The organism is Paenibacillus sp. SSG-1, from assembly GCF_002224835.1.
In the GTDB taxonomy this organism is placed as follows: Bacteria; Bacillota; Bacilli; order Paenibacillales; family Paenibacillaceae; genus Paenibacillus_AQ; species Paenibacillus_AQ favisporus.
In genome coordinates this window covers 4,739,956-4,753,580 of sequence record NZ_MBRK01000001.1, presented here as the reverse complement: position 1 = coordinate 4,753,580, position 13,625 = coordinate 4,739,956, and the positions used below count along the sequence as shown (strand labels likewise).

Annotated in this window: 9 protein-coding genes and 1 pseudogene; 8 read left to right on the top strand and 2 right to left on the bottom strand. The window is 53.8% G+C overall.

Annotated elements, in window-relative coordinates; all coding sequences use genetic code 11:
* From BCV73_RS22005 to BCV73_RS21995, 3 genes are read left to right on the top strand one after another with little or no spacing between them, the layout of a single operon-like run.
* Nucleotides 1–837 (top strand): ABC transporter permease, encoded by an 837-nt coding sequence (locus tag BCV73_RS22005; protein ID WP_089548533.1) that lies wholly within the window; start codon nucleotides 1–3, stop codon nucleotides 835–837.
* A gap of 4 nt (nucleotides 838–841) precedes the next feature.
* Complete coding sequence (locus tag BCV73_RS22000) at nucleotides 842–1,852, top strand: ABC transporter ATP-binding protein (protein ID WP_089548532.1); 1,011 nt, start codon at nucleotides 842–844, stop codon at nucleotides 1,850–1,852.
* Nucleotides 1,839–2,639: an ABC transporter ATP-binding protein gene (locus BCV73_RS21995; protein WP_089548531.1), complete on the top strand. Its 801-nt coding sequence runs from the start codon at nucleotides 1,839–1,841 to the stop codon at nucleotides 2,637–2,639. The genes BCV73_RS22000 and BCV73_RS21995 overlap by 14 nt, the downstream gene beginning before the upstream one ends.
* Here BCV73_RS21995 and BCV73_RS21990 read toward each other — a convergent pair whose 3' ends face one another.
* Nucleotides 2,640–3,629 carry a hypothetical protein gene (locus BCV73_RS21990; protein WP_089548530.1) on the bottom strand — a complete coding sequence of 330 codons (990 nt, stop codon included), beginning with the start codon at nucleotides 3,627–3,629 and terminating at the stop codon, nucleotides 2,640–2,642.
* A gap of 418 nt (nucleotides 3,630–4,047) precedes the next feature.
* Here BCV73_RS21990 and BCV73_RS21985 point away from each other — a divergent pair, with 418 nt between their 5' ends.
* From BCV73_RS21985 to gntK, 3 genes are all read left to right on the top strand, one after another.
* The gene (locus tag BCV73_RS21985) at nucleotides 4,048–4,725 is read left to right on the top strand and encodes a GntR family transcriptional regulator (protein WP_076173742.1); all 678 of its coding nucleotides are present in this window, start codon (nucleotides 4,048–4,050) and stop codon (nucleotides 4,723–4,725) included.
* A gap of 166 nt (nucleotides 4,726–4,891) precedes the next feature.
* Nucleotides 4,892–6,253: a GntP family permease gene (locus BCV73_RS21980; RefSeq protein WP_076173603.1), complete on the top strand. Its 1,362-nt coding sequence runs from the start codon at nucleotides 4,892–4,894 to the stop codon at nucleotides 6,251–6,253.
* A 35-nt stretch (nucleotides 6,254–6,288) separates the two neighbouring features.
* On the top strand, nucleotides 6,289–7,827 hold the full coding sequence (gene gntK, locus BCV73_RS21975) for a gluconokinase (protein ID WP_089548529.1): 1,539 nt from the start codon (nucleotides 6,289–6,291) through the stop codon (nucleotides 7,825–7,827).
* A 527-nt stretch (nucleotides 7,828–8,354) separates the two neighbouring features.
* Here the strand turns inward: gntK and BCV73_RS21970 are convergent.
* A complete protein-coding gene (locus BCV73_RS21970) occupies nucleotides 8,355–9,296 on the bottom strand; it encodes a helix-turn-helix transcriptional regulator (protein ID WP_089548528.1) in 942 nt (313 codons plus the stop codon).
* A 93-nt stretch (nucleotides 9,297–9,389) separates the two neighbouring features.
* Here BCV73_RS21970 and BCV73_RS21965 point away from each other — a divergent pair.
* Nucleotides 9,390–11,636, top strand: a pseudogene (locus tag BCV73_RS21965) (ATP-binding cassette domain-containing protein).
* Nucleotides 11,637–12,193: 557 nt separating this feature from the next.
* Nucleotides 12,194–13,537: a hemolysin family protein gene (locus tag BCV73_RS21960; protein WP_089548527.1), complete on the top strand. Its 1,344-nt coding sequence runs from the start codon at nucleotides 12,194–12,196 to the stop codon at nucleotides 13,535–13,537.
* Nucleotides 13,538–13,625 lie beyond the last annotated feature (88 nt).

The window sequence follows — 13,625 nt, the reverse complement described above, 5'->3', positions numbered from 1 at the left end:
ATGAAAAACTCCTTCAACATTCTCATCAAATCCCCCAAATTCATGCTGGGGGCGGGAATATTCATCGTTATGCTGGCGCTGGTGCTCATCTTCCCGATGATCAACAAAAAGGATCCGCTGGAGATGATCGCCCTGGCGTTTCAGCCGCCGAGTTCGCAGCTGTGGCTCGGTTCGGACAATTTCGGGCGGGATCTGTTCCTGGAGCTGATGTACGGCATCCAGACCTCGATCCGGGTCGGTCTCATCGCAGGCGTGTTCGCCACGGCCATCGGACTCATTATCGGCCTCGCTTCCGGCTACATCGGCGGTATCGTGGATAACTTGCTGACGTCGATCACGAACATTTTTATCGTCATTCCGTCGTTTATTATCCTGATCCTTATCTCGGTCAGCATCAACTCGCGCAGCTCGCTCGTGACGGCGATCATTATCGGCATCACCAGCTGGCCGTGGACGGCCCGGGCCGTACGCGCGCAGACCAGCTCGCTCCGCAACCGGGATCATGTCCATATCGCCAAAATTTCCGGACACAGCACGCCCCGGATCATCGTTTTTGAAATTTTGCCCTACATCGCGTCTTATGTCGTCATGGCGTTTGTGCTGCAGACCGCGTCCGGCATACTGTCGGAGGCCTCCATCTCGATGCTGGGGCTCGGGCCGTACAACACGATCTCCCTCGGCATCATCATGAACTGGGCGCTCGTCTTCGAGGCGCCGGTGGCGGGGGCATGGTGGGCGTTTATCCCTGCGGCGCTGTCAATCGCGCTGATCACGTTCTCGTTGTATATGATGAACACGGGCATGGACGAAATTTTTAATCCGAAAATAAGGAGCTAGGCCGATGACTACAAACATTCTGGAAGTTAGCGGACTGAAAACCTATTATAAAACCCGGCTTAAGGAAAAAGTGTTTGCCGTCGACGGCGTCGATTTCGTGCTGGAAGAAGGGAAGACGCTCGGCATCGCCGGCGAATCCGGCTGCGGCAAGTCGACGCTGGCGCTGAGCCTGATGGGATTTTATTTTCCGCCGCTCCATTACGGCAGCGGTTCGATCCAAATCCACGGCCGCGACATTATGAAGCTGAACAAGGAGCAGCTGCGCACGCAAATTTCCGGGCGGGAAATCGCGTATATTCCCCAGGCGGCCATGAATGCCCTCAATCCGACGCTGCGGATCATCCGCTTCATTGAGGATATCATGAAGGAGCACCGGCCAGAGCTGACCAAGAAGCAGGTGTGGGACATGGCCGTCGAGCGCTTTGAAACGCTGAACCTGTCGCCGAAGGTGCTGCGCTCGTATCCGAATGAGCTCTCCGGGGGCATGAAACAGCGGACGGTCATTGCGATTTCCACCATTCTGAATCCGAAGGTGCTGATCGCCGACGAACCGACGTCTGCGCTGGACGTAACGTCGCAGAAGGCGGTCATCAAGCTGATGAAGGACCTGCTCAACAAGCAGTTCATCCGCTCGCTGGTATTCATCACGCATGAGCTGCCGCTCTTGTACCACGTCACCGACGACATTATGGTCATGTACGCGGGAGAAATCGTGGAGCGCGGCACGGCCGAGCAGATGATCTTTGATCCGCTGCATCCGTACACGAAGAAGCTGATGGGTTCCATCATCGTTCCGGAGGAGGGGATGAAGGGGCACAAGCTGGCGGCCATTCCGGGCACACCGCCGAATTTGAAGCATGTGCCGGCCGGCTGCCGGTTTGCCGAGCGGTGCTCTTACGCCCAGGATATTTGCAGGCAAAACAATGTGGCGGTGCAGGAAGTGGAGGGCCGCCAGTACCGGTGCCATTTTGACACAGGAACGCTGAAGGAGTGGTATGCAAATGAGCAGTCGTGACCTGTTGATCCGCGGCAGAGGCATTACGAAAATATTCGGGTACGGGGCGGCTAAAACGACCGCCGTTGATACGGTGGACTTCGATTTTCATAAAGGCGAAATCATTTCCATCGTCGGCGAGAGCGGCAGCGGCAAAACCACCCTTGCCAAAATCATCATGGGTCTCTTAAAGGAGTCGGGGGGCAGCATCGATTACAAAGGACAACCGAGAGTGCTGCGCCGCCATGCCGACCGAAAAAAGTACTGGAAAGACATTCAGGCGATTTTTCAGGACCCGTTCTCGTCCTTTAACCTGTTCCAGCGGGTAGAGAAGCTGCTGCTCAGCTGCATCCGGCTGCAGGGGCTGAAGCTCACCAAGGATGAGCAGTTCAATAAAATGAAAGAGGCCTGCTCTTTCGTCAACCTGAAGTTCGAGGAGCTGTACAACAAGTATCCGTTCGAGCTGTCCGGCGGGCAGATGCAGCGGCTTATGATCGCACGGATTTTTATGCTTCACCCCAAGGTGCTGATCGCGGATGAGCCCACCTCAATGGTCGACGCCTGTTCCCGGTCCACCATTCTCGACATGCTGCTGAAGCTGAGGGATGAGAACGAGATGACGATTATTTTCATCACGCACGACGTGGGGCTCGCTTATTACGTGAGCGACACGATCTACATCATGGAGAAGGGCCAAATCGTCGAAAGGGGACCGGCCGAGGACATTATCCTGAACCCGCAGCACGCCTATACGAGGCAGCTCATCAGCGATGTGCCGAAAATCCATACGGCCTGGGACTTGGGCTAGTCACATTGGCGCCGTATAGCGGCCGCCCTCCTGCACGACGCGAAATGCGCCGCCGTCCTGCTGCAGCACGGCCAGGTTCGATCCTTCCGAGCCCCACCATTCATACCCAAGCGTATAGCCATGCCCGGAACGGGTGACAAATAAAACGTGGAACAGCTGCGGGTCCATCTGCCCGCCGTCGTCGACGCGCCAGGTGGAGCTCGGGTCATCCGTTCCTTCAAAATCGCGAAACAGCAGCGTATCCGGGGTGATCAGCACGAGGCTGGCCAGCGGCTTGCCGCCGTCCTTGTCGTACTGGACGATACCCAGCTGCACGTCAGGGGAGATTTGTCCGATAAGCCCCTGGCTGTGGATGTTCAGGCCTTTGGCTTGCTTGATCCGGGCTGCCGCCTCTTCGGGCAGGCTTCCCTCCGCATGCTCCACCTGCAGAAATTCATGCCCGGCAAAAGCGTCTCTCTGTGCGAGAACGACGCCTGCGTCCGGATCCGCTGGAGTTACCGGGGAAGAGAGGCGGAACAAATCGCCTTCATCATGGTCGAAATTGTACCGGTTCTGCCTGCCGTTATCCTGATCCGACCGGGCCTGATGCTTCGTGAAGCGGATGTCGGCCAGCTCGCCCGACGCGATGACCGCTTGTGTAAACTGCTCCCGCGGTGTTTGCTGCTTGCCTTCCGGGTCGGCTGCAAGAATCCGGCTGCTGGCGGCGTCCAAATAGCCGAACATCAGCTGGGAAGGCTGCAGCCGCCCTGGAGTTTCTGTTTCGGCTTCGCCGTCGTGGCTGCTGGTAGGCTGCGGGCTCCCGGCATCAGAGGTGGAAGCAGGGGGATCAGCTGCCGTGGCGGGAGGTTTTTCGTTGATTCCGTCCGAGGAATTGACCGTTCCGGAAGGCATTGGGTCAGCCGTTGATGTGTTATCCACCGAAGGCTTGTGGCTTTCGCAGCCCGTGGCGATACAGATGGACAGCAGCAGGATGCCGGCGATTTTTTTCAAATTCAATCCCTCCCTTTCCGAAGGTTGATGTGCTGGATGTTTCATCCACGCGGTTTACAGATCGCACGGATTGTTTTAAAATAAAGACGATTACAAGTTGTATACAAGTATACTTGGAGGCAGAGGCAGGTTAGAGCACAGCACAATCAAACTGGAAGCGTTTCTTTTTCGAAGAACCACAGGTCTTCGTGGTAAAAGACGCATTCCGGTTCTTCGTTGTTGCATGGTTCTTTTGAAAAAAGGAAAAAATCGGATTGCGGCACACGGCTGCCGGTCAAACGGTTGAGCGTTAAGGTCTGCGGCTGAAGCAGGCTTCCGTGAGAGCAGGTCCCTCACCATGGATGCGGCGGTCGGTTGTATGATAGAATCGGTAGCGTACGTCATTGTACATACATTGATTTAGGAGAGTTGTCTCATGCTGCGTTATCCTTCATCCTGGCTGCAGGGTGTTTCCTTGGGAGAGTCGATTGCGTCCGAGCTGAGGCTGCAGATTATCAGCGGCCGGATCAAGCCGGGTGAAATTATTTCAGAGAACCGGGTGGCCGCCGATTTCGGGACAAGCCGTTCCCCCGTCAGAGAAGCCTTGAAATCGCTCTCGAGCGAAGGGCTGATCCGGCTCGAACGGATGGGTGCCGTCGTCGTCGGACTGAGCCTGACCGATATTGTTGAATTGTACGATGTCCGCTTCCTGATCGAGAGCTTCGTTCAGCAGCGGCTGGCCAAGATGGACCGGGATCAGCTGCTGGTTACGCTGCGCCGGATCGTTGACCGGATGGAGCTTGCGGTCAAGCATCAGGATGCCGTCGAATTTTCGTATCAGGACTTATCCTTTCACGAGGCGATTATTGCGGCTGCGGACCATAAGCGCATTTTGCATTTATGGAACAGCATCCGGCCGATCGTGATGACCGTCATGCTGATTACGACGGAAGAGATTTTTTCCAAAGGGGAAGCAAAGCTCGGGTCCGTGATCGGCAAGCATCAGAAAATTATGGACGGTCTGGCCTCCGGCGACGAGGACGAAATCCAGAAGCTTGTACAGGAGTATTTCGCCGATTCGCGCCAGACGCTGCACCGCAGCCTGACGGATTTTTAAAGCGCTTCGTCGGCCTTTCCATTCCGTAATATGAACCAAAAGGGGCTGCTTGCGGGCAGCTTCCGCCTCATGTTGTCGACAAGTATGCAAGTATTTGAAATCAAAGCTTGGAATAATGGGTATCATATGTGAAAAACATCATGTACGAACAAAAGGAGGACAACCCATGTCCAGTATATTCGGTATGAGCCATAATTGGACGCTCATTGTGTGGACACTGATCGCCATTGCATTTCTTATTGTGTTTATTGCCAAATTCAAGTGGAATCCGTTTGTGACCTTGCTGTTGTCCGCCCTGCTGCTCGGGTTCCTGACCGGCATGAAATCGATGGATATTATCGATTCCGTGACCAAGGGGCTTGGCGGCACGCTCGGAACGATCGCGATCGTCATCGGTCTCGGCACGATGCTCGGCAAAATGATGGCCGAATCCGGCGGCGCCGAGCAGATCGCCACAACCCTCGTGAACCGGTTCGGGGAGAAACGCGTTCACTGGGCGATGATGATCGTCGGCTTTATCGTAGGGATTCCGGTATTTTTTGAGGTCGGTGTCATTCTGCTGATCCCGATTATTTTTACCGTCGCCCGTAAAACCAAAATGTCACTGCTGCAAATCGGTATTCCGATTCTGGCCGGTCTGTCCACCGTACACGGACTTGTGCCGCCTCACCCGGCCCCGATGATCGCGATTGATGCCTATCAGGCGAATTTGGGGAAAACGATTCTGTACTCCCTGATTGTTGGCATTCCGACAGCGATCGTGGCCGGACCGCTCTTTGGTAAATGGATCGGCAGACGCATCCAGGTCGAGCCGCCTGCTGAGCTGGCGGAGCAGTTCTCCAGCAGCAGCACGCGCAAGCTTCCGGGCTTCGGCATTACGCTGCTGACGATTCTGATGCCGGTGATCCTGATGCTGATCGGTTCGATCGCCTCGATCGTTGACCCGGATGCTTCGAGCGGTTTTACGCTGTTCTGCGAATTTATCGGTAACGAAATTATTGCGCTACTGATTTCGGTCGTGTTTTCTTTCTTCTCCCTTGGCTTCGCCAGAGGATTTACGAAAGAACAAATATCCAAGTTTACGAGCGAATGTCTGGCGCCGACAGCCACAATCATTCTGATCATCGGCGGCGGCGGGGCGTTCAAGCAGGTGCTCATTAACAGCGGCGTAGGTGACGCCATTGCCCAAATCGCAACTTCGGCTCACATCAACATTATTTTGTTTGCATGGTTCGTGGCCGCACTCATCCGTGTTGCAACCGGTTCCGCCACCGTGGCCATGACCACGACCGCGGGGATCGTCGCACCGGTGCTTGCCTTGAGCCCGGCAGCCAATGTCGAGCTCGTCGTGCTGGCGACCGGAGCAGGCTCGCTCGTCCTGTCGCATGTCAACGACGCCGGCTTCTGGATGGTCAAGGAATTCTTTAACATGTCCGTCCCGCAGACGCTGAAATCCTGGACCGTCATGGAAACGCTGTTGTCGATCGTTGCATTGATTATCATCCTGGTGCTCAGTCTGGTAGTATAAGGATATGTCTAGTGAAGAAGAAAGAAGGTTGAAACATGAGCAGTAATATGATGATCGGAATCGATATTGGAACGACGAGCACCAAGGCCGTTCTGTTCGAAGAAAACGGAAAGGTTGTGGCCAAGGGAAGTGAAGGCTATCCGCTGCTGACACCGACATCGTCCATCGCCGAGCAGGATCCGGATCTGATATTTACGGCCGTGATCCATTCGGTCAAGCAGGTGATGGATACTAGCGGAATCCGCCCGGAGCAGGTGATGTTCGTCTCGTTCAGCTCGGCCATGCACAGCGTCATTCCGGTCGGCCAGGACGGGAAGCCGCTGATGAACTGCATTACGTGGGCGGATAACCGCAGCGCGAAATGGTCCGAAGTATTGAAGAACGATATGAACGGACATGAAATTTATCTGCGCACAGGTACGCCGATCCATCCGATGTCCCCGCTGACCAAATTGATGTGGCTGCGTCATGACAATCCGGACATTTTCGAAAAGACGTCCAAGTTTATCTCGATTAAGGAGTACGTATTCGCCAAGCTGTTCAACCGGTACGTCGTCGACCATTCGATAGCCTCCTGCACGGGCCTTATGAACCTGAACAAGCTGGATTGGGATGAGGAGGCGCTGCAGGTTGCCGGTATTACACCAAGCCAGCTGTCCGAGCTTGTCCCGACCACCTACCGCATGGACGGGCTGGATAAGACGTTTGCCGCCGAGATGGGGCTCGATCCATCCACGCCGTTTATCGTAGGCGCGAGCGACGGCGTGCTGTCCAATCTGGGCGTCAATGCGATCGAGCCTGGTGTCGTTGCTGCCACCATCGGTACCAGCGGAGCAATCCGCACCGTGGTCGATCATCCGGCGACGGATCCGAAGGGGCGCATTTTCTGCTACGCCCTGACGGAGAAGCTGTGGGTGATCGGCGGTCCCGTCAACAACGGCGGCATGCTGTTCCAATGGGTACATGATGAACTGGCCGCATCCGAGATCGAGACTGCCAAGCGTCTCGGTATCGATTCGTACGACCTGCTGACACGGATTGCGGAACAGGTGAAACCGGGATCCGACGGGCTGTTGTTCCACCCTTATTTGACCGGGGAGCGCGCCCCGCTCTGGAACCCCGACGCCCGCGGATCGTTCTTCGGCCTGACGATGCACCACCGCAAGGAGCATATGATCCGCGCCGTCCTTGAAGGCGTCATTTTCAACTTATATACTGTACTGCTTGCGATGGAGGAACGCATCGGGCGCCCGGCCAAAATCCACGCGACCGGCGGATTTTCCCGTTCCCCGCTGTGGCGCCAAATGATGGCCGACATCTTCGATCAGGAAGTTGTCGTGCCGGAGAGCTTCGAAAGCTCCTGCCTGGGCGCCGTCGTGCTCGGCTTGTACGCCACGGGCAAAGTCGATTCGCTAAGTGTCGTCTCCGGCATGGTCGGATCAACGCATCAGCATACGCCGGTGAAGGAGAACGCACAGATTTACCATCAGCTGCTGCCGATCTTTATTAAAATTTCACGCAACCTGGAAGAGGAATATAAGGCGATCGCTGATTTTCAGCGCAGCCTGTTCTAATCCAAAAGAATGCCTGTACAGCGTTTGAAACTGCTGTGCAGGCTTTTTTTGCGTTAAACATGTTTCTGCGAAGCTAATCGGCTTTGCGCGTGGAATGCGTGATGTCAACTTTTAATGTGTGTTATATCTTACTAAGAACCAGTTGCCTAAATAGAACATAGATTATACTGAGACTCATAAAACCTCCTTAATAAGATCAGCCCGCTCTTTCGGAGCGGGCCTTTTTCTTTAAAAAGATGAATGAATTATGCAAGAGCCTAAACGTATATAGAATTTACCCATATGATATCAGTATCTTCAATATGAAGGAGGTACTTTCATGAGCGACGTTAGAGGAATAGGTTATGGCTGTTGCCATAATAATGTTGGTGCTATCCTTGTACTCTTTATTCTTTTGGTAATTATCCTGAAGGCATTTTGTTGGTAATAAAGAATGACGAAAACCCTGCCGGCTGTGAGCTGGCAGGTCCTTTTTATTTAGAGACACAGAACAACCGATATGAAAGATACCGGTCAAAGGTCGTGCCTCATGCATACTGGCGGAGAATCTCCCGCGCCTGCTCACGAATCCCGTCTACAAGCTCGGGCGGCTCGATGACTTTAACGGCCGTACCCAGGTGAAAAAAGTAGCCGGTCACGAATTCCATCTCGCGCTGATCAATGACACTTTCAATGTAACCTTCATCCGGGCTAACCTCCACGATATAAGGCTCCAGCCATGGCTGGCTGCGGCACTGTCTCAAGCCTTCACGGGTCAGCTCTACATATAAACGGACGGGCGACTCCGGCGTCACCGCCGTGCTGAGGTTGAGCCAGTCCGGCAGTTCCATCTGTGGCTCAAACGCCTGCTTCGTTTGCTCCATGGACACGATCCGGTCTGTACGAAACAGCCGGATTTCGCCATGAGCCTGATCGAACGCGGGCATGTACCAGAAGCCGTCGCTGGCGTAAATACCGATCGGAGCCACTTCCCTCACTGTATTTTCCAGCTTCGACACATATTCGATTTTAAGCAGCCGGTGCGCGGAGGCCGCCTCGATGATTTTCTTTAGAAATGGAGACGGGACGGTCCTTTTCTGATTCCAAAAGGTGATTACCGAATCCAGGCCGTCTATTTTTCTTTTCGTATCGTCAGGCAGGCTTGCGTACAGCTTGCGGGAGACGGAATCTATATGAATGTCAAAAGGAAGCGATTGATAGTACTTCAATGCCTGAAAAGCAAAAAAGATAGCAAATGCTTCTTCTTCATTAAACATGATCGGCGGCAGTGTCCGGTTGGGGAGTACCCGGTAACCACCGCTTCTTCCTGGTTCCGTATATAGCGGGACGCCCATATCGGCAATATCCGTAAGATAGCGGTGCGCTGTTCGGACAGAAATGCCAAATTCATTCGCGACATCCTGTGCAGTAAAACTGCGTTTCGCATTGACATAGAGGATCAAATCAAACAATAATTTGGCTTTGCTCACAAAAGCCCCTCCTCTTCACTTAACCATGACAGTTTCTGGCATGGTTTTAGCATATCCTATTTTATACAAATCGCAAGAGGAGGAATCCACATGATTAAAGAAGATGACATTCGCGTCGTCGGCGGAAGAGAAAAAAATCTGAAGGGAGTTCATGTGACGATCCCCAAAAAGCAGATTACGGTATTTGTAGGCGTATCCGGCTCCGGCAAATCGGTGCTTGTTTTCGATACGATCGCAGCGGAGTCACAGCGGCAATTCAACGAATCGTACTCCAGCTTCATCCGCAACCGGCTCCCTCATTATGGGCAACCGGAGGTGGATGCCATTGAGCATTTGCCGGCGGTGATCGTCATGAATCAAAAAAGGATCGGCGGAAATGCGAGATCTACCGTCGGCACGGTCACGGATATTTATGCGCTGCTGCGGCTGTTATTTTCCCGGATCGGTACTCCTTTCGTTGGATATTCCGACGTGTTTTCCTTCAACAACCCTTAGGGCATGTGCCCGGACTGCGAAGGCTTGGGGAAAGTGAAAGACATCAACGTCGACCGGTTGATCGATAGGGAAAAATCGCTTAACGAGGGGGCTATTCTGTTTCCGACCTTCATGCCCGGCGACGTCAGGTGGAAAAGATATGTCTGCACCGGCCTGTTCGATAACGACAAAAAGCTGAAGGATTATACGGATGAGGAGATGGATACGCTGCTCCATAAAAGCGGGTTCAAGCCGCCAAATCCAACGGAGGGATGGCCGCCGACGTCTCTCTATGAAGGGGTTATTCCGCGCATTAAACGTACTTATCTCTATAAAGATTCGAGAGATGCTAAAAGATATCAGGAGGCGATCGACCGCATCGTGAGCGAGAAGCTGTGCGCTGCATGCTGCGGCGGCCGCCTGAACCCACGCGTGTTGTCCTGTAAAATTAACGGAAAAAGCATTGCCGATTGTGCGGATATGCAGGTTAGCGAGCTTATCAGGTTTATACGTTCCATCCGCGAGCCTGACGTACAGACGGTGACGGACGAAATCGTCAAGCGCCTTGGCAATTTACTGGCGGTAGGCCTTGGCTATTTAAGCATGAATCGCGAAACGCCCAGCCTGTCGGGCGGTGAATCGCAGCGGATCAAGATGGTGCGTCAGCTCGGCAGCAGCTTATCCGATTTGCTGTATATTTTTGACGAGCCCAGCATTGGTCTCCATCCGCATGATGTCAACACAATCAACCGATTGCTTAAGCAGCTGCGGGATAAAGGCAACACCGTTCTGATTGTTGAGCATGATCCGGATGTGATCCAGATTGCCGACTATATTGTTGAAATGGGGCCGCGCGCCGGAACCCACGGTGGAGAGGTCGTATTTCAGGGGAGCTTTCATGAGCTGTTGTCATCCCCGACATTAACTGCCGGGTACTTAAACCGTCACCTCGACTTCAAAAGGGAGGTCAGAAAGCCTGACGGTTGGCTCGCCATTGAGCATGCGACTATGAATAATCTCAAAGATATTAGCGTTCGAATTCCGGCCGGCGTGATGACCGCTGTTACCGGAGTAGCGGGATCCGGAAAAAGTACGCTGATCCGTCAAGTTCTTCCGAGGTACTACCCCGAGGCGATTTTCATTGACCAAGGCGCGATCCACGCCTCCAACCGGTCCAATCTGGCCACCTATACGGACATCTTCGACACGATTAGAACTTTGTTCGCCAAGGAAAACCGCGTGAACGCTTCGCTGTTCAGCTTCAACTCCGAAGGGGCTTGTCCCCACTGTAAGGGCTTGGGGATCATATCTACCGATCTCGCCTTTATGGATACGGTCTCCAGCATCTGCGAAGCATGCGAAGGAAAGCGTTATACAGAACAGGTCCTGTCCTATCGGTTCCGCGGGAACAGCATCAGCGACGTTCTGGCCATGACCGTGGAGGATGCGCTCAACGTGTTTCATGAAAAAGAAATTGAAACGCCGCTCAAACGATTAAAGGAAGTAGGCCTCGGTTATTTGACCTTAGGACAACCTCTGAGTACGTTATCAGGAGGCGAACTGCAGCGGGCCAAGCTGGCCGCGGAGCTGGAGGGAGGAGGGACCCTGTATGTCCTGGACGAGCCGACCACCGGACTGCATATGTCTGACGTCGAGCTCCTGATCGGCCTTATGAACCGCCTCGTGGAGCGTGGCAGTACCTTGATCGTGATCGAGCACAATTTGCAGGTGATCCGTCAGGCTGACTGGATGATCGACCTCGGCCCTGGGGCTGGAGAAGAAGGCGGCCAGGTGATGTTTGAAGGCATACCGAAAGATAGCATCGATTGCAGCGCCTCGATCACCGGGAGGTATTTAGGGCTTTAGCGAGGATTCGTGGTTCAAAGGACGTTTGTGTCAAATGTGCCGGAGAAAATTTACGGTGTAGGGGATCCCGACGATTCTACGAATTGTCGGGATTTTTTTGGGCTGGGCTTTTTAGTCGAGAGACTATTTATCTTTTAGGTCTGTTTCTTCTGTAACAGTTGCACCCGGAGGAAAAGGGGATTGAGGCGTAAAGTTTACGTGCCGCCTTTGAATTCGTGTTGTGACCACCTATTAAAATCCCAAACAACACGAATTCAACAGCGGCTGAAGCCCAATGCCCGTTCCTCCCACGCGCCAAAAGTCGAAGTCCAAGTATCTTCACATCTCAGGGCTACCCGAGCCGAATTCAACGAATTCAATCAGCGGCTGGCCTGTTCCACGCGCCAAAAGTCGAAGTCCGGGTATATTCATCCCCGCATCGTCCATCCTAAGCCCATGCGTTCCTCCTCAAAATTGGGTATATACATTCCAAGAGATTATTCATCCGTAGAACATAAAGGAGGTGCTCCTTATCCTGGCCGCTCACCGCCGCCCAAGGCGCAGGGTAAGGAAATGCTGTGGAAATTGTGAAAATCATATTCGTTATTCTGCTCATCGCATTAACCGCGTTCTTCGTTGCCTCCGAATATTCGGTGATCCGGGTCAGAGTGTCCCGCATTAACCAATTGGTGACCGAAGGCAATAAAAATGCCCGCGCGGTCAAACATATCATTTCCCGCCTGGACGAGTTTCTGTCCGCCTGTCAGCTCGGAACGACGCTGACCTCGATGGCTCTCGGCTGGCTGGGGGAATCCACCGTGGAGCGAATGATCCATCCGCTGTTTGAACTCATGCATACACCCGAGTCGGTGGAGAGCATCGTGTCGTTTATTATCGCCTTTTTGATCCTGACCTACTTTGAGGTTGTGATCGGGGAACTCGTGCCGAAAAGCTTTGCGATTCAGATCGCTGAACCGATGGCATTGTTTTTCGCCCGTCCGCTGATTATTTTTTACAAAATCACGTATCCCTTCAACTGGATTCTGAGCCGTTCCTCGCGCTTCATTACCGGCATCTTCGGGGTTAAGCCCATATCGGAGGAAGACGCTGCGTTAAGCGAAGCAGAGCTTCGTTTTGCGCTCACCGAAGGGTATCGCAGCGGCGAAATTACGCCGACCGAGTACCGCTACCTCAACAACGTCTTTGATTTCGACGAACGGGCCGCACGGGAAATCATGGTGCCGCGGACTTCCATCCGTTACGTCTCTCACGATGCGACGGTACGGGATGTCCTGGGTGTCATCGAGAGCAAAACGTTCAATTATCTGCCGGTTGCAGTGGATGGCGATAAGGACCGCGTAACCGGGATTATCCACGTCAAGGAAATGCTGCATCAAGTCGTCCGGCGCGTAACCGGCGAAGACGAGAAGATTACGCCTTTTATCCGTCCGGTTCTGCAGGTGATAGAAACCGTTCAGGCGAGAGATTTGCTGGCTCAGATGCAGAAGGCGGGCATCAATATGGCGGTGCTGATGGACGAGTACGGGGGAACGTCGGGTCTGGTCACACTGGAGGATATCCTGGAGGAGATTGTGGGAGATATTCCTTCGGGTTCCGGTGGCCCGCAGCCAGCGGGATCTCTGCTGATCACGAAGCTGGAGGGCAACCGCTACCGCTTTCAGCCGCAAGCGCTCATCCATGATGTGAACAAAAAGCTGGGGACCAATATCCAGGCGGGGGATGAAGTGTATACGATCGGCGGCTGGCTGCTGTCGCAAAAGTTCGATCTTGCTGAAGGGGACGTCATCCGGCAGGACGACTGCGAATTTGCCATTCGGCGCATGGAGGGGCCGATGATCCGGGAAATCGAGGTCGTTAAGCACGAACCGGAGCCGGAGCTACCGGAAGCAGGGGAGGACTAACGGTTTGAGTTTTGGAGCTCGATACAGTGGTGAGCGGGGAGCTTGGGAGTGACGGAGACAAACGTAAGAGGGCCTTTCGGGACAGCCG

Bases quoted from the DNA above. Each gene is read 5' to 3' on its own strand.
- BCV73_RS22005 (WP_089548533.1), top strand. From the start codon at position 1: ATGAAAAACTCCTTCAACATTCTCATCAAATCCCCCAAATTCATGCTG.
- BCV73_RS22000 (WP_089548532.1), top strand. From the start codon at position 842: ATGACTACAAACATTCTGGAAGTTAGCGGACTGAAAACCTATTATAAA.
- BCV73_RS21995 (WP_089548531.1), top strand. From the start codon at position 1,839: ATGAGCAGTCGTGACCTGTTGATCCGCGGCAGAGGCATTACGAAAATA.
- BCV73_RS21980 (WP_076173603.1), top strand. From the start codon at position 4,892: ATGTCCAGTATATTCGGTATGAGCCATAATTGGACGCTCATTGTGTGG.
- gntK (WP_089548529.1), top strand. From the start codon at position 6,289: ATGAGCAGTAATATGATGATCGGAATCGATATTGGAACGACGAGCACC.